Origin of the sequence: Anaeromyxobacter soli (assembly GCF_022808855.1) — a bacterium.
Classification (GTDB): Bacteria; Myxococcota; Myxococcia; order Myxococcales; family Anaeromyxobacteraceae; genus Anaeromyxobacter; species Anaeromyxobacter soli.
Map to the genome: position 1 here is coordinate 107,860 of NZ_JAKZLF010000008.1, position 18,148 is coordinate 126,007.

Here is an 18,148-nt window from a genome sequence, read left to right on the forward strand (position 1 = left end):
ATGCCGGACCTGCAGGAGATCTTCAAGGACGCCTGGTCCCACGCGCTCGCCGGCGTCAACGCCGCCGAGCAGGAGGCCGAGAAGGTGTTCGCGCGCGTCGCCGACGTGGCGGGCTTCTCGCCCGAGGACGTCCGGCGCCACGCGCGCGAGTTCGGCGAGCGGCTCGTCGCCCAGCGACGGGAGGTCGAGCGGACCCTCGACGACGCGATTCGCCGCGCCACGAGCCGGTTCCGCGTCCCCTCGCGCGAGGATCTCGACCAGCTCGAGAAGCGGCTCGAGGCCATCGCCGCGCGGGTGGAGGCGCTCGCCCAGGAGAAGGAGAAGAGCGCGCCGTGACCCCGCCGCGCCTCCACGGGCTCGTCGGAGCCGCGATCGCGGTCGGCCTCGCGGCCGCCGCGGTCGCGTTCCCGGGCGAGCTCGCGGAGGGGCCGCGGCAGCTCCTGCCCGCCGAGCCGGGGCCGGCGGCGTGCCTTTTGGGCTGCGACGCCGTCGGGTCCGCGGTCGGGCGGATCGAGCGGCAGCTCGGGGCCGAGATGCCGTCCCTCGGCGCGGACCGCCGCGGCGCGCTCGCCCGGACCATCGTGGCGGAGGCGCAGGCAGCCCGCATCGACCCGCTGCTGGTCCTCGCGCTCATCGAGGTCGAGTCGTCGTTCGACCCGCGCGCGCTCTCCGGCGCGGGCGCCCGGGGGCTCATGCAGCTCCGCGAGCCCACGATGCGCCGCGAGCTCCAGCGCGCCGGGCTCCTCCACCTCGACCTGCACGACCCGGCCGCCAACGTGGTCGCGGGCGTGCGCTACCTCCGCCGGCTGCTCGACGCGTTCGGCCGCGAGGAGGTCGCGCTCATGGCTTACAACGCCGGGCCGAACCGGATCCTCGGCTACCTGCGCGAGGGGGAGATCCCCGCGCGGTTCCACGCCTACCCGCGCCGCGTGCAGGCCCTGCACCGGAAGCTGCGGCGCAGCGCCGGGGGGACCGCCGTCGTCGCCGCCGCACCGCTCGCCGTGGCGCGCGTCCCGGTGGCCGCGGAGTAGCCGCTCGCGGGCGTGACCTCCCGCCCCGGAACGGTTAAGGATGGCCCGCCATGCGGGTCGACGAGATCTTCTTCAGCCTCCAGGGGGAGGGGACGCGAGCGGGGCGGCCCTGCGCGTTCGTCCGCTTCACCGGCTGCGATCTGCGCTGCGGCTACTGCGACACCACCTACGCGTTCCAGGGCGGGCGCGACATGACGCGCCAGGAGATCCTCGCCGCGCTCGGTCGTTACCCGACGCGCTTCGTGTGCCTGACCGGCGGCGAGCCGATGCTCCAGCGCGAGCTGCCCGAGCTCGCGCGCGCGCTCCTCGAGGGCGGGTACGAGGTCGCCGTGGAGACGCACGGGCAGCGGCCGCTCGAGGCGCTCCCGGCCGAGGCGATCCGCATCGTGGACGTGAAGACGCCCGGCTCGGGCGAGGAGGCGCGGGACCTCGCCTACCTCGACCGGCTGCGCGCGCACGACGAGGTGAAGTTCGTCGTCTGCTCGGAGGCGGACTACCGCTGGTCGGTCGAGGTCGTGCGCCGGCACCGGCTCGAGGGGCGGGCCGCGCTGCTGTTCTCGCCGGCGTGGGGCCAGGTCGCGCCGCGGGACCTCGCGCGCTGGATCCTCGAGGACGGGCTCGACGCCCGGCTCTCCCTCCAGATCCACAAGGTGATCTGGGGTCCCGACGCGCGCGGCGTGTAGGCGCGCGCTTTCTTGACCTGGGCGGCGGGCCGGGGCTAACAAGTCTGCGGATGCGTCCCTTCGCCCTCGCGCTCGCCGCGGCCGCGCTCGCGACGGCGCCGCCTGCCGCCGCCGAGCCGTCCCTCACCCTGAACGGCGTCGCGATCGACGGCGTCACGAGCCAGCGCTTCGAGAACGCGACGGTCGTCATCGACGCGCAGGGGAACGTCCACATCGAGGCGAAGGGCTACACGGTGCGCGTCGCCGGCGAGGCCACGACCCCGGCCGCCGCGGCCGTGCCTCCCCCCGCCCCCGAGGCCGGCGCCGCCGGCGCGCCCGCGCGGGTGACCCGGCGCTACTTCCTCGCGGCGGAGCACCCGGCCCCCTCCGGCCCGCAGTACGACCTCGCGATCTTCATCAACGCTCAGTGGATCCGGGAGGTGAAGGCGAACGAGCCGCAGGTGGTCATGGAGGTCACGCGCTACCTGCGCCCCGGAGCGAACCGCGTCGTGCTCGCGCCCACGCGGCGGAGCCCGGGCGACCAGCCCGCCGGCTCGCGCGAGGTGGCGCTCAGGGTGGTCATCGGCGAGGGGAACGTCGGCGGCGACCACGTGATGATCGACAACCCGCTCCTCGAGATGACGCGCAGCGCGGCGGACCTCGAGGACCGACCCGAGGAGCACGTCCTCGTGGCGCGCTGACAGGGGGCCACGTGTTCACTGCGGAGCCGAGCCTCAGCTGGGTCCAGACGACGCGCGAGCAGATCGTCGCGGTGGTGGAGAGCATCAACCAGGCGCAGGTGTCGATCCCTGGCAAGGCGGCGCAGGCCGTCTCCGCCCACCTGTGCGGGCTGCGCAACCCGAACGGCTCGTTCTCGATCTACGTCGCGCTCCACCTCCAGAAGTCCGGCGAGAACGTCGTCTACCTCCCCTCGCGGCGGCAGCTCACGACCGCGGACGAGTACCGCGAGATCGAGCTCGAGGGGCTGCAGTTCCTCGAGTCGATGGGCTTCATGCTCGACAACCTGAACTTCCGTAACCTCGCCGCGGACGTGCAGGAGCAGGTGCTCCGCCGCGTCCCGCTGTTCTCGCCGCCGCGCGCTCCCGCGGCCTCCGCGCCCTCCGCTTCGCCCGGGGCGCCCGGCGCGACCTCCGCCGCGCCCGACGCCGCCCGCGTGGCCCGCCTGCTCGCGTCCTTCTGATGACCCGATCTCTCGCCCTCGTCCTCCTCGCCGCGGCCGCGCTCGGCTGCGCTCACCGTCCGAGCGGCAAGCAGCGCCGCACCGCCGAGATCCACCACGACCTGGCGGTGGAGGCGTTCCGCGGCGGGCGGGCGCCCGACGCGCTCCGCGAGTACGACGCGGCGCTCGCGGTCGACCCCGGCTTTGCGGAGGCCCACCGCGGCCGCGGGCTGGTCCTCGACTTCGGGTTCGGCCGGCTCGACGAGGCCGAGCGCGCCTACCGCCGCGCGCTCGAGCTCCGGCCCGAGTACCCGGAGACGCACAACGATCTCGGCCAGCTCCTCGCGCGCACCGGCCGCTACGACGAGGCGCTGCGGGAGTTCGACCTCGCGCTCGGCGACATGACCTACCGCGAGCCGTACGTGGCGCGCTGCAACAAGGGCCAGGCGCTCTGGCGGATGGGGCGCCGGGAGGAGGGGCACGCCGAGCTCCGCGCGTGCCTCTCGCTCGCGCCGTCCTACTGCAAGGGGCGCCGGGACCTCGGGCGCATCTTCCTCGAGGAGGGCAAGATGACCGAGGCCGTCGAGGAGCTCGGCGCGTACGCGCGGAGCTGCGAGAAGACCCCCGACGCGCACCTCCAGCTCGGCCTCGCCCGCATGCGCGCGGGCGACCTCCCCGGCGCGCGCACCGCGTTCGAGCGCTGCGCCGAGCTCGCCCCCTCGAGCGCCGACGGCGAGGAGTGCCGCCGCAGCCTCACCCTGCTCGGCGAGTAGCCCGTGACCGATCCCGTCGACCCCACCGGAGCCGCCCCTCCCGACGTCCCCACCGACGACCCCGGCGCGTCCGCCGAGGAGCGGCTCGCCGCGTTCGGCCGCTGGCTCGCGCGGGAGCGCGAGCTGCGGGGCCTGTCCCGCGACGAGGTCACGCGCGCCACGAAGCTCGCGCCCGGCGTGGTCGAGGCGCTCGAGTCGGGCGAGGAGGCGCGCATGCCGCCGCGGGCGTACGTGGTCGGCTACCTCCGCAGCTACGCGATCGCGGCCGGCCTCGACGCGACCGAGGTGGTCCTCCGGTACGAGGAGGCGGCGGCCGCTTCCGCCGAGGCGGGCCCGCGCGGCGACGCGCGGGGAGTTCCCGCGGGCGCCTGGGTGGCGGCCGCCGTCGCGCTCGCCGCGGCGATCGCGGCGGCCATCGCCCTGCTGCGGTAGCGGCCGCGGCGCCCGGCGGGCCTGGCGCCCAGCCCGGTGAGGGGCTACGGTCCCTCCGTGCCGGATCGGCTGAAGCTCACCGCGCTCGTCCTGCGCGCCGTCGACTACGGCGAGTCGGACCGGATCGTGACGCTCCTCACGCACGAGCGGGGGAAGGTGTCCGCGTTCGCGCGCGCGGCCCGCGCGTCGCGCCGGAGGTTCGGCGGTGCGCTCGAGCCGTTCACGCTCGTCGCCGCGGAGGCGCGGGAGCGGGCCGGCTCGGACATGCTCGGGCTCGACTCCGTCGCGGTCCTGCGCGCGCACGGCGCGATCCGCGGCGACCTCGCCCGCATCGCCTGCGCCGGCTACGCCTCCGAGCTCGCGCGCGAGCTCGTGCGGGACCACGAGCCGCACGCCGAGCTCCTCGCCCTCCTCCTGGAGTACCTCGGCGCCCTCGACGCCGCGCCGGCGCGGCCGGCGGCCCTGCGCGCCTTCGAGCTCGGCGCGCTCCGGGCCGCCGGGCTCATGCCGCGCCTCGACGCGTGCGCGAGCTGCGGCGGGCCGGTCCCGGCGCAGGGCCGGGTCCGCTTCGATCCGGCGCAGGGCGGGACGCTCTGTCCGGCGTGCGCGCCGCAGGCCGCGCCCGGCGCCCCCTGGCTGTCCGCCGGCGCCGCCGCCGCGCTCGCGCGGCTCCAGGCGGCCGGGCTCGGCGGGGCGGAGGCGGCGCTCTCGCCGGCGATCGGGCGGGAGGCGCGCGACGCCCTCGCGGCCTTCATCGAGCACCACCTCGGCCGGCGCCTCGCGGCGCGCCGGTTCCTCGACGAGATCGGGCCGCTGCTCGGGGACTGACGCATGCAGCGCGACCTCGACGTGGTCTGCCTGGGCGAGGCGCTCGTCGATTTCCTCCCGGAGCGGCGCGGGCGGCTCGAGGACTGCGATCGCTTCGAGGCCTGCCCCGGCGGCGCCCCCGCGAACGTCGCGACGGGGCTCGCGCGCCTCGGGGCGAGGGTCGCCTTCCGGGGAGTGCTCGGCGACGATCCCTTCGGCAGGCTCCTCGTCCGCAAGCTCGAGGAGGAGGGGGTGCGCTGCGCCTTCCGGCTCACCCGCGAGCGGCCGACCGGCATCTGGTTCGTGGCCCTCGACGCCCGCGGCGAGCGGAGCTTCTTCTCGCCGAACGCGCGCTTCTCGGCGGACAAGCTCGTCGCCCCCGGCGACGTCGATCGCGGCCTCCTCTCGCGCGCCGCGTGGCTGCACGTGGGCTCCTCCGCGCACGTCCTGCCCGAGGGACAGGAGGCGCTGCGCGCGGCGGTCGCCGCGGCGCGCTCGCTCGGCCTGTCCGTCTCGTTCGACCCGAACGTGCGCGCGCACCTGTGGGACGATCTCGGCGCGCTCCGCCGCCTCTGCGCGGACGTGGTGCCCGCATGCACGCTCGTGAAGGTGTCGGAGGAGGAGGCGGAGCTCGTGACGGGGGAGGGGGACCCCGCCCGCGCGGCGGCGCGGCTCGCCTCGCTGGGGGTCCCGCTCGCGTGCGTGACCCTCGCCGAGCGCGGCGCGCTCGTCCGGCGCGGGGACGACCTCTTCCACGTCCCGGCGGAGCCGGTGGAGGTGGTCGACACCACCGGCGCCGGCGACGGCTTCGTGGCCGGCCTCCTCGCGGCGATCGCCGGACGTGGCCCGATCGAGGCGCTGGCGCGCGCGGATCTGGAGCGGGCGGTCGCGTTCGCGAACCGCGTCGCCGGCCGCGTCTGCACCCGCGTCGGCGCGGTCGCCGGGCTCCCCCGCGCCGGCGATGTTTCGGTTTGACACCGCACCCTTACGGCCCTACCGTCGCCGGCTCCGGTGACGGGGCCGCCGCGCGACGCGCGCCGGTCGAGGAGGCGCGCGCGTGTACTTCCAGGACCTCATCTTGAAGCTCCAGACCTACTGGGCGGGCCGCAACTGCATCCTCGCCCAGGGGTACGATCAGGAGGTCGGGGCGGGGACGATGAACCCCGCGACCTTCCTGCGCGTGCTCGGGCCCGAGCCCTGGAACGTGGCGTACGTCGAGCCCTCCCGCCGCCCGGCCGACGGCCGCTTCGGCGAGAACCCGAACCGCCTGTACCAGCACCATCAGTTCCAGGTCATCCTGAAGCCCAACCCGCCCGACGTGCAGGAGCTCTACCTCGGCTCGCTGAAGGCGATCGGGATCGACCCCCTCGAGCACGACATCCGCTTCGTCGAGGACGACTGGGAGAGCCCGACGCTCGGCGCCTGGGGCCTCGGCTGGGAGGTCTGGTGCGACGGGATGGAGATCACCCAGTACACCTACTTCCAGCAGGCGGGCGGGTTCGAGGTGAGGCCGGTGGCGGCGGAGCTCACCTACGGCCTCGAGCGCATCGCCATGTACCTGCAGGACGTCGAGAACGTCTTCGACGTCGAGTGGGTGAAGGGCGTCCGCTACCGCGAGGTCTTCCACCGGAACGAGGTGGAGATGAGCGAGTACTCGTTCCGCGTCGCGGATCCGAAGATGCTCTTCGGGCTCTTCGACATCTACGAGGCCGAGTGCAAGCGGCTCCTCGCGGCGAAGCTCCCGCTGCCCGCGTACGACTACTGCCTCAAGTGCTCGCACACGTTCAACAACCTCGACGCCCGCGGCGCGATCAGCGTGACGGAGCGGGCGGCGTACATCGGGCGCGTCCGCGCGCTCGCCCACGAGTGCGCGCGGGGCTACCTCGACTCGCGCGAGGCGCTCGGGTTCCCGCTCCTGCCGCCCGCGGAGCGGAAGAAGGCGGTCGAGGCAGCGCGCCTCGCGCGAGAGGCGCGAGAGGCCCTCCGCCAGGCACAGGGCGAGCGGTCGCAGGCGCGAGACGAGCGGCCGCGGCAGGCCTGACGGTCCGATACCTCCTACCCCACGAGAGACACCAGATGGCGGACCTTCTGTTCGAGATCGGCGCGGAGGAGATCCCGGCGGGCTTCGTGCCGCCGGCGCTCAAGCAGCTCGAGGAGGATCTCGCGAAGGCGCTCGACGCCGCGCGGCTCTCCCACGGCGAGGTGAAGGCCGTCGGCACCCCGCGGCGGCTCGCCGTGTGGGCGCGCGACGTCGCGAAGCGCCAGACCGACGCCAAGACGGAGGCGTTCGGGCCGCCCGTGGCCCAGGCGTTCGACGCGGGCGGCAACCCCACGCCGGCCGCGCTCGGGTTCGCGAAGAGCCAGGGCGTGGAGGTGTCGAAGCTCGAGCGGGCCCAGACGCCGAAGGGCGAGCGGGTCGCGGTGACGAAGGTGGAGAAGGGGCGCAGGGCGGAGCAGGTCCTGCCCGAGCTCCTCGAGCGGCTCCTCGCGGGCCTCCGCTTCAGGAAGGCGATGCGCTCGCGCTTCGACGACGCGACCTTCGCGCGCCCGATCCGCTGGATGGTCGCGCTCTACGGCGGCCGGCCGCTGAAGGTCCGCCACGGCGAGATCGTCTCCGGGAAGGTGACGTTCGGGCACCGCTTCGCCGCGCCCAAGGCGATCGCGCTCGCGGGGACCCCGGAGGACTACGTCGCGAAGCTCCGCCGGGCGAAGGTCCTCGCCGATCCGGTCGAGCGGCGCGCGGTCCTCGAGCTCGAGCTCGCGAAGGCCGCCAAGGCGGCCGGGGGCAAGATCCGGCCGGACGAGCCGCTCGTCGAGCAGGTGCTGTACCTCGTCGAGCACCCGACCGGCGTCGCGGGCGAGTTCGAGCGGTCGAACCTCGACCTGCCGCCCGAGGTGGTCGTCTCCGAGATGCGGAACCACCAGCGCTACTTCGCGGTGGTGGACGGGAAGGGCCGGCTCAAGAACCGGTTCGTCGCGATCTCCGGCACGCCGGTGAGGGACCCGAAGGTCGCCCGCCACGGCTACGAGCGCGTGCTGCGCGCGCGGCTCGCGGACGCCCGGTTCTTCTTCGAGGAGGACAAGCGCCGGCCCCTGCGCGATCGCATCGAGGACCTCGGGCGGCGCACGTTCCAGGCGCGGCTCGGGAGCGAGCTCGCGCGCACCGACCGCATCGTGGCGATCGCGAGCGCGCTCGCCAAGGCCGTCGACCGGGAGGACCTCGTGCCCGACGTGGTCGAGGCCGCGCGGCTCGCCAAGACCGACCTCACCACCGGCATGGTCGGCGAGTTCCCCGAGCTGCAGGGGGTCATGGGCGGCCACTACGCCCGGCTCGAGGGCCTGAAGCCGGAGATCGCGGACGCGATCGAGGATCACTACCGGCCGGTGGGGGCCTCGGGAGAGATGCCCCGGGGCGACGTCGGCGCGCTCGTCGCGATCGCGGACCGGCTCCACTCGCTCGTCGGGATCGTCGGCGTGGGCGAGAAGGCCACCGGCGCCGCCGACCCGTTCGGCCTGCGCCGCGCCACCATCGGCATCCTCCGCATCCTGCTCGCCCGCGGGTATCACCTGTCGCTCTCCGCGGCGGTCGAGCAGACGCTCGACGCGCTCGCGGGGGTGAGCCTCGCGGCCGATCGTGCCGTGATCGCGGAGCAGGTGCTCGACTTCGTCCGCGGGCGGCTGCGCGCGCTGTGGAGCGACGAGCTCGACGGCGACCTCGTGGACGCGGTGCTCGCCGCGGGCTTCGACGACGTGGTGGACGCGCGCCGGCGCCTCGAGGCGCTCGCGCAGGTGAAGGCGCGGCCCGACTTCGTGCCGCTCGCGCTGGCGTTCAAGCGCGTCGCGAACATCCAGGAGAAGGCCGGGGGCGGGACGGGGGCGGCGGTGGATCCCCACCTCCTGCGCGAGGAGGCCGAGCGCCACCTGCTGGCGGAGCTCGAGCGCGTCGAGGCGGAGGCTGCGACTCTCCGTACGACCCGCGACTACCCGGGCGTGCTGCGGAACGTCGCCGAGCTCGAGCCCGCGGTCGCGCGGTTCTTCGACGACGTGCTCGTCATGGCGGAGGATCCGCAGGTCCGCGCGAACCGGCTCGGGCTCATGCGGCGGGTCGCGGCGCTCTTCTCCGGCGTCGCAGACTTCCGGAAGATCCAGGCCGAGGCGCCGGCCCAGGCGTGAGCATCCCGACCTTGACCGGCTCCCGACCCCGCGGCTACGGTTCGCGCTCACCCGTGCCCGCCCACGTCAGAAACGCGCTCCTCGCCGCCGCCGCCGCAGCGCTGGCAGCCTGCGGCACCCCGCCGTCCGCCGACCCGGCTCCGCTCGACCGGTTCAGCGCGCCCATCGCCCTCGGGATGTCGGGGAGCGACCTGCTCGTCGTCTCCTCCAACTTCGAGCTCGCCTACGGGCTCGACGACGGCGGGAGCGTCATCCCGGTCGACGTGCAGGCGTCCCCGAGCACCTTCGGGAAGGGCGTCCGCATCGCCAGCTTCGCGGGGGAGCTCTCCGTCGCCGACGCAGCGGCCTGCGGGCTACCCGAGTCGCTCGCGCTCGTCCCCGCGCGCGAGGGGAACGCGCTCTATCGCATCGGCGTCGGCGCCGGCGGCGAGCTGTCCTGCGGCGCCGGGTGCCGCCTGCCGCTGCGCAGCGACGTGGCGGACGCGTACGGCGTCCTCGCCGTGTGCCGCCCGCCCGCCGTCGCCGGCGGCGAGCCGCGGGCGCGCGCGTACGTCGGCTTCCTGCGCACGCCGGGGAGCCGCGGCCAGATCTCCGAGGTAGACCTCCGGACCGGCGCCACCCGCAACCGGGACGTCGGGCTCGGGCCGGTGCGCAGCTTCGCCTACGACGCGCAGACCGACCGGCTCTTCTTCACCGCCATCGAGAGCGGCACGACCGCGCCGTTCCGCTGGCTCGACCTGGCGGGCGACTGCGCGATCGACGCGGCCGTCTCGGAGGGCGGCTGCCCGGTGTTCGGCATGGACCTCGCGGTGTTCCTCCGCGGAGTCGAGGCGCGCGGCATGGCGCTGTCGAACCCGCAGGACGGCCGGACGCGCCGCGCGTACGTCGCGGCGCGCGTCTACAACGCCGATCTCGCCGGCGCGATCGGGGGGCGTCCGGGGTTCGACGTGGGAGGCGTGCTCCTCGTCATCGACCTCGTCGAGGAGCGGTCCGGCCTCCAGCCACGCGTCGTCGGGATCTACGACGTGGGGCTCGGCGCGAACGAGGTGAAGGTGCTGCCGCCGAGGCCGGGGATGGGCGATCTCGTCGCGGTCACCGCCTCCGACGACGGGCTCCTCTGGATCTACGACGACGAGCAGGGCGCGCTCGTGCGCGTGATCGGGCGCGATCCCCACACCGGGATCCCGCTGTTCGGGCGGCAGCCGTTCGGCCTCGCCGTCCGCGACGACGGGGCCAAGGCGCGCCTGTTCGTCTCCTCCTTCAAGGACGGGTTCGTGACGCCCATCGACATCCCGCTCGACGCGCCGTGGACCGCGGCGGACCCGCGCGTCGAGGACCGGATCGGGGTGACGCCGTGAAGAGACGGCTGGCCTTCCTCGCGCTCGCGGCCCTGGCCGCGTGCGGAAAGAGCAGCACCTCCATCGGCGTCGGGCTCTCGGGGCCGTCGTCGGTGGTGGCGTACAACGGCTTCACGCCCAAGAACGCCGGGCTGCACCCGTACTTCGCCATCGCGAACGCCGCGCGCTCGGACCTGACCCTCGTCGACGCGGTGGACGACGCGCCGGTCCTCGCGCCCGTCATCGTCCGCTCGCTCGCCGTGCCGGTTCCGGATCCGCGCCCCACGCTGCTCGCCGCGTCGTCGCTCTGGGACGGCACCGGGGACGCCGCGAAGGCGGACCTCCTCGTCGTCGCGTCGGCCGCGGTGCCGGCGCTGCAGCTCGTCGAGACCTGGAACGCGTCGGCCCGCATCGTGGACGAGGCCGACCTCGCCGCGCTCGCGCCCGGCGCCGCGATCGTGGCCCTCGCCGCGATCCCGGTGCCGGACGGCGCCAGCCCTCCCGGCCGGACCCCGGGCCGCGTCCGCGTCGTCGCCGCTCTCACCGGCGCCCGGCTGGCGATCGTCGAGTACTCGCGGGCAGCGGACGGCCCGGGGATCGTGCGCGGAGAGGCCTCGGTGCGCTCCCTCGACGCCGGCGGCGCTCCGTTCGACGTCGTCTCGCTCGCGATGAACCCCCACGACCCGCTCCACCTGTACGCCGCGTCCCCCGATCCGATCGGCGCGGTGGAGGGCGTCGCCGAGATCACGGTGGCAGGTGCGCCCGCCGACTGGACGATCCGCGCGCTCGACGCCCGCGCGCCGACGCGGTTCGTGGCCGCGGCGCGCCTGCAGGAGCGGCTCACGGAGTGGCCCTCGGCCATCTACGGCGCCTTCTACGACGACACCAGCGAGTTCCAGGCCACGGCCGTGGATCGCGTCTACGCCGTGGTCGATCCGACGCGCTGCGGGCCGAACCACCGCATCGGCTGCGGCATCGCGGTCATCGATCCGGCGACCGGCGGCATCGTTCCGGACTACGCCGGCCTCATGCCGTACCTGGCGCCGATCACGCTGCCGGAGTTCCCGCTCGGGCTGGCCGTCGCGGAGCCTCCCGCCACGCCGCCGCCGGGCGAGGAGGCCCTCTTCCCGAGCGGGTTCATGAAGATCGCGCCCGGCACCGGGCGCCGCGCCACGACCGCCGTCGCGGCGATCCCGTCCGCGAACGGGCGGATCTACTACGCCGATCTGGGCCGGTACGCCGTCCCGAACGACCTGTCGATCATCCGCGCGAAGACCAAGACGCGCGTCACGACCGGCCTCGCGCTCGGAACGACGGTGGAGGGCGAGGACCACCCGCGCATCTTCGGCATCTGGTTCCTCGACGGCGAGACCTGGAAGCTCGGGTACGACACCACCGAGATCCAGAAGGGCGTGCACGTGACGCCCGGGTTCACTGGCAGCGAGACCTGGGTGGTCTCGTTCCAGGGGCTGCTCCCGGGGCTCGAGGCGCACCGCGGCCAGACCGGCGCCACGGCCGGCGGCGGGACCTGGGTCGCCATGCAGGTCCCGGTGACCGGCTCGGGCGCCACGCCGTTCACCGAGGTGGTGCGCGTCTACGACCCCACGTTCGCCGTGCGGGTGGGGGACCTCGCCGAGATCTACGCCCCCGCCGTCGCGGGCTGTCCCAGCGACGCCGCCATCGAGGCCCGGGTGACGGAGCTCCTGCCGCCCGCCGACGCCTACCCGGGCGGCGCGCTCGCGCTCGAGCCGCTCGACGACCCGCGACCCAAGGTGAACACGGACGGCTCGGTCGGCCCGTGGCGCGACTGGCCCGCGTGCCTCCAGGCGCTCCGCGCAGGGGCCGTCGGCGTCCAGGCCCGCGTGCGCGCCTCGGGGCTCATGCTGACCGGGACCGCGAGCGGCTACGCCGGGCGGCCGGAGCTCGTGCCGGCGGCGGACGTCGCCACCACGCCCGACTTCGCGCTGCAGTACGAGGACGAGGACGCCCTCGCGGCGCAGTGCCCGCTCCTGCCCTGGCCGGCCGACTGGCGGACCCCGCCCGCCGGTTTCAGCACCTGCGACGCCGCGTGCCGGCTCGTCTGCGAGCGGCTGGTGCTGGCTCGCAAGGCGCGCCGCATCTACCACGTGTCCGACCAGTGTCACGGCACCGAGGCCGCCCCTGGCGACGACCTGGAGTGCTACCAGGCCTGGCCCGCGGCGCTCTATCCGTTCCCGCGGGCGAACGGGCCCGTCATCTCCTTCAAGGTCGGCTATCACGGCTCGGTGGCGGAGGGGGAGGTCTTCCCCGCGGACGACCACACGCTCTGGAGCCAGCTGCGGCTCCTGCAGACCTCCGCCGTCACCGTCAGCGGGATCGCCCCGAGCTCCCGCGGGCCGACCTCCCCGACCTCGACGGCCGCGGTCCTGCCGCTCGCCGTCTCGAGCTTCGATCGCAGCGCCATCGCCGGCGAGGCCGGCCTCTCCGCGGACACCCGGAAGCGTCTCCTCACCGAGGGCTACCGGTTCCTCGTCCCGTACGCGAACGACTTCGTGCTCGACTTCAGCCCGAGCGAGCCGGTGAACACCATCAAGGTGATCCGATGAGCTCGGCGGCGCGCGACGGGGGGCCTCGCGGGCGCCCGGGAGCGCTCGCATGAAGACGGTCCGGCAGGTCGCGATCGCCGACCACCTGTGGGAGGCGCTCGAGCGGATGGCGGAGGAGATGGGCTCCGACCGCGAGGCGCTCGTGAACCAGGCGGTCCACGTGTTCATGCGGCTCAACGGCTACGTGGTCCCCGGCAGCGTCGCCGCGACCACGCGCCCGGGGGCCCCGCCTCCGGCGGCCGGGGCGCCCGTGCTGCCGCGGGCCGAGCGCGCCGTCGTGGCGGAGCAGGTGCTCGACACGGCCGCGCGGCTCGAGCGCGAGATGCGCGCGCCCCCGCCGGTGCCGGCCGCCGTCGCGGCGGCTCCGGCCGCCTCGCCTGCGCCGTCGGCCGCGGCGGGCGTCGCGTCCGCGCTCGTGCTCGTGCGCGACGACGGCACCGAGGTGCCGGTCGCGAAGGATCGCTTCGTCATCGGCCGGGGACGGCACTGCGACCTCGTCGTGGACAGCGCGAAGGTGTCCCGCGAGCACGTCGCCATCGTGCGCGAGGGGCCGGGCTGGCTCATCGAGGACCTCGGCTCGTCGAACGGCACGTGGTTCCGGCGCGAGCGGATCGCCCGCCGGCGCATCGAGGACGGCGACGAGTACTTCGTGTGCGCCGAGCGGCTGCGCTGCGCGCTGCGGTGAGGCGTCCCTCGCGCGGGCCCTGGGCCGCGACGTTTCCGCCGCACCGCCTCGCGACTCGCGGGCGCGCCGCGTTTTCCCGCTGCCCGCGCCGGCGCGTGGGACTATCGTTCCGTCCCGCATGCCCACCCTGACGCTCATCGACGGCTCGGGCTTCGTCTTCCGCGCCTATCACGCGATCCCGCACCTCTCGACCACCCGCGGGACGCCGACCAACGCGGTCTACGGCTTCACGACGATGCTCCTCAAGGCGCTCCGCGAGCACGCGCCGACGCACGTCGCGCTCGTCATGGACGCGGGGCGCAAGAGCTTCCGGAACGAGATCGACCCCACCTACAAGGCGAACCGCCCCGAGGCGCCAGACGATCTGCGCGCGCAGTTCCCCCTCGTGCGGGAGGTGGCGGACGCCCTCGCCGTGCCGCGCATCGAGGAGGGAGGCGTGGAGGCGGACGACGTCATCGCCACGCTGGCGTGCCGCGCGCGCGAGCAGGGCTACGAGGTCGTGGTGGTCACGGGCGACAAGGACTTCGCGCAGCTCGTGGACGAGAAGCTCTCGCTCTACGACCCGATGGCCGAGGCGAGCGGCCGGGGCGGGTGGACCGGGCCCGCCGAGGTCGAGAAGAAGCTGGGGGTCCGGCCGGACCAGGTCGTCGAGTACATGGCGATCCTGGGCGACAAGATCGACAACGTGCCGGGGATCGCGGGCATCGGCGAGGTGACCGCCGCCGCGCTGGTGCGCCGCTTCGGCACCGTCGAGGAGATGCTGCGCCGGCCCGACGAGATCCCGGCGGCGGTCGCGCGCGGCGGCGAGAAGGTGAAGGAGAAGATCGTCGCGAACGCGGCGCGCATCCGGATGAACCGGGAGCTCGTGGCGCTGCGCTGCGACCTCACCCTCCCGCTCGCGCCCGAGGCGCTCGGGCGGAGACGTCCGGACGACTCGCGCGTGCGCGCGCTCTTCTCCGAGCTCGAGTTCTCCCGGCTCCTGAAGGACCTGCCCGCGCCCCCGCCGACGCCGCGCACGGAGCGCGCGGAGCTCGTCCTCGACGCGGCGGCGCTCGCGGACGCCGTCGCGGCGCTCACGGCCGCCCCCGCCGTGGGGCTCCGGCCCGTGCTCGCGGGGCCGGCCCCGCGCACGGATCCGGTGGTGGGCCTCGCGCTGGCGGGAGGCGGCAGGGCGTTCTACGTGCCGCTGCGCCACCGCTACCTCGGGGCGCCCGCGCAGCTCGGCGTGGAGGACGTGCGCGCCGCGCTGCGGCCGCTCCTGGAGGGCGACGCGCCGAAGCACACGCACGACCGCAAGGCGGTGCAGCACGCGCTCGCGGGGCTCGGGCTCACGCTCGCGGGGCCGGGGATGGACACCGAGCTCGCGAGCCGGCTGCTCCTCCCCACCCGGCGCGAGCACGCCCTCGCCGACGTCGCACGCGAGCGGATCGGCTGCGAGCTGCCGCGCGATCCGAGCGGCGGCGACGCCGCCCGCAAGAGCGAGCGGGTCGCGGTCGAGGGGATCGAGGTGGAGCGCGCCGGCGCGTGGGCCGCGCAGTGCGCCGCCTCGCTGCTCGACCTGGTCCCGGCGCTCGAGCGCGCGCTCGAGGAGGAGAAGGTCCTGCCCCTCTACCGGGACGTGGAGCGGCCGCTCGTGCCCGTGCTCTGGGAGATGGAGCGGGCGGGCATCCTCGTCGACCGCGGCGCCATGGAGGGCATGAGCGCCGAGTTCGGGCGCTCCATGCAGGACCTCGAGACCCGCATCCACGCGTCCGCCGGTCACCCCTTCAACATCGCGTCCACCCGCGAGCTCTCGCAGGTGCTCTTCACCGAGCTCGGCCTCCCCGTGCTGAAGCGGCTCAAGACCGGCCCGTCCACCGACCAGGACGTCCTCGAGAAGCTGGCCGAGCAGCACGAGCTGCCGCGGCTCGTGCTCGAGCACCGGGGGCTCTCGAAGCTCAAGGGCACCTACGTCGACGCGCTCCCTCAGCTCGTCGACCCGGCGGACAGCCGCATCCACACGACCTTCCACCAGGCAGGCGCGGCGACCGGGCGCCTCTCCTCGTCCGATCCGAATTTGCAGAACATCCCGGTGCGCACCGAGCTGTCGCGCCGCATCCGCGCGGCGTTCGTCGCCCCGGAGGGCGCCCGGCTCCTCTCGGCCGACTACTCCCAGATCGAGCTCAGGATCCTCGCGCACTACTCGCACGATCCCGCGCTCCTCGAGGCGTTCCGCGCCCGCGACGACGTTCACACGCGCACCGCCGCGGAGACGTTCGGCGTCGCGCCCGCCATGGTCACGTCGGACATGCGCCGCATCGCGAAGGTGCTGAACTTCGGGATCGCCTACGGCCTCTCCGCCTTCGGGCTCTCGCAGCGGCTCGACCTGCCGGGCGCGGAGGCGCAGGCGATCATCGACCGGTACTTCACGCGCTACGCCGGCGTGCGGCGCTGGGTCGAGAAGGCGGTGGAGGACGCGCGTGCGACGGGGGAGTCGCGCACGCTGTTCGGGCGCGTCCGCGCCATGCCTGAGATCGCGGCGCGGAACCCCGCGCTCCGCAACGCCGCGGAGCGCACGGCGATCAACACGCCGATCCAGGGCACGGCCGCGGACATCGTGAAGATCGCGATGATCCGCGTGCACGACGCGCTCGCGAGCGAGGGGCGCCGGGCCCGGCTGCTCCTCCAGGTCCACGACGAGCTCGTGCTCGAGGTCCCCGAAGGCGAGCTCGCGCCGGTCGAGGCGCTCGTCCGGCGCGAGATGTCCGGCGCGGCGGCGCTCGAGGTGCCGCTCGAGGTGGAGGTGGGGGTGGGGGGGAGCTGGGCGGAGGCGCACTGATTACGGCGCACGATCCCTGCCTGCTGGGGCTACGGCGCACGATGCCTGCCTGCGCCGGGCGGACTCGTCGCTCCGCTGCTCGGCGTACGGAAGCGGTCTCATTCATCACAACGGCAGGTACTCGCCGGACGAGCGGTGGGTGTTTCGACCGCGGTTTCAGTGCGGGTGCCGGATTTGGGCATCGACGGGGTCGGCGCACGCGCTCGTGCTCGACCCCGATGAACGCGGGGAGGCGGCGGAGCAGGCGAACGTCTCGTCGTGTCGGGCCGGGCGCGGCGACGGCATGATTTCGCGCGTGGTGCGTGCGGCCTTCTCGAAGGCGCCTCCGCAGCCGCACCGGAGCACGGGCTGGAGCGTCACGGACGGTCGGCCGTCTTCACCCATGGTGATAACTATCGCCAGCGGTAGTGCCGCCCGATGTCGCGGCATTCTCGCGAAGAGGCAGGGCGTCCCAGGTGCGGTGGGTGAAACATTTCCCGTTGACGCCTTCTCGCCTCGAGCGCGCTCCGGCATCGGAGCCGGCGCGGAAGGGCCGCTCTCGCGCACGCGCCTCGCGCGTGTCACGCGCGGAGACCGCGGAAAGGCATCGACGAGGGCGCAGCGGATAGCGCCGCGGGCAGGTGCTCACCCAGGAGAACGTGGACGACATCCTCGCTCGCGCCGCCTTCCGGACGCGGGCCGAGGTCGAGCACCTCGTCGTCTCCGTCCAGGCCCGCACCGCTCCGCGCGCAGGCGTCCGCAAGCTGGCCGAGCGCGCGCCCGCCGCAGCGAGCGCAGCGCTACCGCTCCCGGCGTCCGATGCAGGCGCCGAGGCGGCGCCAGTGGCCGGCCCTGCTGAACCGACCCTCGGCCCGGACCCCATCGCCGACTCGCGGCCTGCGCTCCCGCCCACCGTCGCGCAGCCGAAGCGAAGGGCCGAGACGCTCGCCGTCTCGGAGACGCACTGGTCGCTTCGGGTCACCCTCGACCGCGCCTGCAAGGAGGACCTCGAGACGCTCCGGTCACTCCTGTCGCACAAGGTTCCGGACGGCGACCTCGCGGCGGTGCTCCACGAGGCGATCCGCTGCGCCATCGAGAAGCACGGCAAGCGCAAGGGCGCTGCCGCGCCGGAGCGGAAGACGAAGGACGCGAAGGAAGGTTCGAAGGAGTGCGCGAAGGAGGGCTCCGAGGAAGGCTCGAACAGGGGCGCGAAGCAGGTCGCGGCGAAGCCGCCGGGGGCGAGGCCCACGATCCCGGCGATAGTTCGCCGCGCCGTGTGGAAGCGCGACGGCGGGCGCTGCGCCTGGGTCGGTCCGGACGGCTGCGGCTGTAACAGCCGTTGGAAGCTCGAGCTCGACCACATCCGACCCGTCGCCCTCGGGGGACTGTCGACGATCGACAATCTTCGGCTCGCCTGCCGAGCCCACAATCTTCTCCACGCAGAGAACACCTTCGGGCGCGAGCACATGGATCACTTCCGCCGCGACGCGAGCGCCGGGCCGACGCCGCTCTCTGGCGCTGGCGTGGCACCTCTGCGTCCCGTCATGCAGCTGGGGATGTGGGCGCCGTGACGCTGCGGCCGCCAGCGGAGTTGGCCGACCTCCGGCGAACCGGGTTGGGTTCACATGGCCGCGCGGCTAGAGCGACGACTCGCCGCTCGGTGCTACCCGGCTTCCGAACCTTTAC

15 protein-coding genes and 1 pseudogene are annotated in these 18,148 nt (G+C 74.7%); all 16 read left to right on the forward strand.

The window, feature by feature from the left end:
* The gene (locus MLV88_RS08320) at positions 1 to 336 is read left to right on the forward strand and encodes a phasin family protein (RefSeq protein ID WP_242355690.1); all 336 of its coding nucleotides are present in this window, start codon (positions 1 to 3) and stop codon (positions 334 to 336) included.
* Positions 333 to 1,031, forward strand: coding sequence for a lytic transglycosylase domain-containing protein (locus MLV88_RS08325; RefSeq protein ID WP_242339377.1), 699 nt, complete (start codon positions 333 to 335; stop codon positions 1,029 to 1,031). Before MLV88_RS08320 ends, MLV88_RS08325 begins: the two co-directional genes overlap by 4 nt.
* Positions 1,032 to 1,081: 50 nt before the next feature.
* Positions 1,082 to 1,714, forward strand: coding sequence for a radical SAM protein (locus MLV88_RS08330; protein WP_242339375.1), 633 nt, complete (start codon positions 1,082 to 1,084; stop codon positions 1,712 to 1,714).
* Between the two features lie 50 nt (positions 1,715 to 1,764).
* Complete coding sequence (locus MLV88_RS08335; protein WP_242339373.1) at positions 1,765 to 2,394, forward strand: hypothetical protein; 630 nt, start codon at positions 1,765 to 1,767, stop codon at positions 2,392 to 2,394.
* Between the two features lie 11 nt (positions 2,395 to 2,405).
* Positions 2,406 to 2,894, forward strand: coding sequence for a hypothetical protein (locus tag MLV88_RS08340; protein WP_242339371.1), 489 nt, complete (start codon positions 2,406 to 2,408; stop codon positions 2,892 to 2,894).
* Entirely contained in the window at positions 2,894 to 3,646 is a 753-nt protein-coding gene (locus tag MLV88_RS08345; RefSeq protein WP_242339369.1) for a tetratricopeptide repeat protein, read from the forward strand. Before MLV88_RS08340 ends, MLV88_RS08345 begins: the two co-directional genes overlap by 1 nt.
* A gap of 3 nt (positions 3,647 to 3,649) precedes the next feature.
* On the forward strand, positions 3,650 to 4,078 hold the full coding sequence (locus tag MLV88_RS08350) for a helix-turn-helix domain-containing protein (RefSeq protein WP_242339367.1): 429 nt from the start codon (positions 3,650 to 3,652) through the stop codon (positions 4,076 to 4,078).
* A gap of 57 nt (positions 4,079 to 4,135) precedes the next feature.
* Positions 4,136 to 4,906: a DNA repair protein RecO gene (gene recO, locus MLV88_RS08355; RefSeq protein ID WP_243337280.1), complete on the forward strand. Its 771-nt coding sequence runs from the start codon at positions 4,136 to 4,138 to the stop codon at positions 4,904 to 4,906.
* 3 nt (positions 4,907 to 4,909) lie between these two features.
* Positions 4,910 to 5,860 (forward strand): carbohydrate kinase family protein, encoded by a 951-nt coding sequence (locus MLV88_RS08360; RefSeq protein WP_242341158.1) that lies wholly within the window; start codon positions 4,910 to 4,912, stop codon positions 5,858 to 5,860.
* A gap of 82 nt (positions 5,861 to 5,942) precedes the next feature.
* On the forward strand, positions 5,943 to 6,926 hold the full coding sequence (locus MLV88_RS08365) for a glycine--tRNA ligase subunit alpha (RefSeq protein WP_242341159.1): 984 nt from the start codon (positions 5,943 to 5,945) through the stop codon (positions 6,924 to 6,926).
* A gap of 35 nt (positions 6,927 to 6,961) precedes the next feature.
* Complete coding sequence (gene glyS, locus MLV88_RS08370) at positions 6,962 to 9,058, forward strand: glycine--tRNA ligase subunit beta (protein ID WP_242360689.1); 2,097 nt, start codon at positions 6,962 to 6,964, stop codon at positions 9,056 to 9,058.
* Between the two features lie 53 nt (positions 9,059 to 9,111).
* A complete protein-coding gene (locus MLV88_RS08375) occupies positions 9,112 to 10,416 on the forward strand; it encodes a YncE family protein (RefSeq protein WP_242360687.1) in 1,305 nt (434 codons plus the stop codon).
* Positions 10,413 to 12,980, forward strand: coding sequence for a hypothetical protein (locus tag MLV88_RS08380; RefSeq protein WP_242360685.1), 2,568 nt, complete (start codon positions 10,413 to 10,415; stop codon positions 12,978 to 12,980). Before MLV88_RS08375 ends, MLV88_RS08380 begins: the two co-directional genes overlap by 4 nt.
* Before the next feature lie 49 nt (positions 12,981 to 13,029).
* Positions 13,030 to 13,665, forward strand: coding sequence for an FHA domain-containing protein (locus MLV88_RS08385; protein ID WP_242360683.1), 636 nt, complete (start codon positions 13,030 to 13,032; stop codon positions 13,663 to 13,665).
* A 118-nt stretch (positions 13,666 to 13,783) separates the two neighbouring features.
* Positions 13,784 to 16,483, forward strand: a complete 2,700-nt coding sequence (gene polA / locus MLV88_RS08390; protein WP_242356219.1) for a DNA polymerase I — start codon at positions 13,784 to 13,786, stop codon at positions 16,481 to 16,483.
* A 614-nt stretch (positions 16,484 to 17,097) separates the two neighbouring features.
* Positions 17,098 to 18,033 (forward strand): annotated as a pseudogene (locus MLV88_RS08395) (HNH endonuclease); the annotation flags it as partial.
* Positions 18,034 to 18,148 lie beyond the last annotated feature (115 nt).

Excerpts from the sequence above, each read along its gene's own strand:
- MLV88_RS08330 (WP_242339375.1), top strand. The coding sequence starts at position 1,082 with ATGCGGGTCGACGAGATCTTCTTCAGCCTCCAGGGGGAGGGGACGCGA.
- polA (WP_242356219.1), top strand. The coding sequence starts at position 13,784 with ATGCCCACCCTGACGCTCATCGACGGCTCGGGCTTCGTCTTCCGCGCC.
- MLV88_RS08385 (WP_242360683.1), top strand. The coding sequence starts at position 13,030 with ATGAAGACGGTCCGGCAGGTCGCGATCGCCGACCACCTGTGGGAGGCG.
- MLV88_RS08335 (WP_242339373.1), top strand. The coding sequence starts at position 1,765 with ATGCGTCCCTTCGCCCTCGCGCTCGCCGCGGCCGCGCTCGCGACGGCG.
- MLV88_RS08320 (WP_242355690.1), top strand. The coding sequence starts at position 1 with ATGCCGGACCTGCAGGAGATCTTCAAGGACGCCTGGTCCCACGCGCTC.
- glyS (WP_242360689.1), top strand. The coding sequence starts at position 6,962 with ATGGCGGACCTTCTGTTCGAGATCGGCGCGGAGGAGATCCCGGCGGGC.
- MLV88_RS08345 (WP_242339369.1), top strand. The coding sequence starts at position 2,894 with ATGACCCGATCTCTCGCCCTCGTCCTCCTCGCCGCGGCCGCGCTCGGC.
- MLV88_RS08360 (WP_242341158.1), top strand. The coding sequence starts at position 4,910 with ATGCAGCGCGACCTCGACGTGGTCTGCCTGGGCGAGGCGCTCGTCGAT.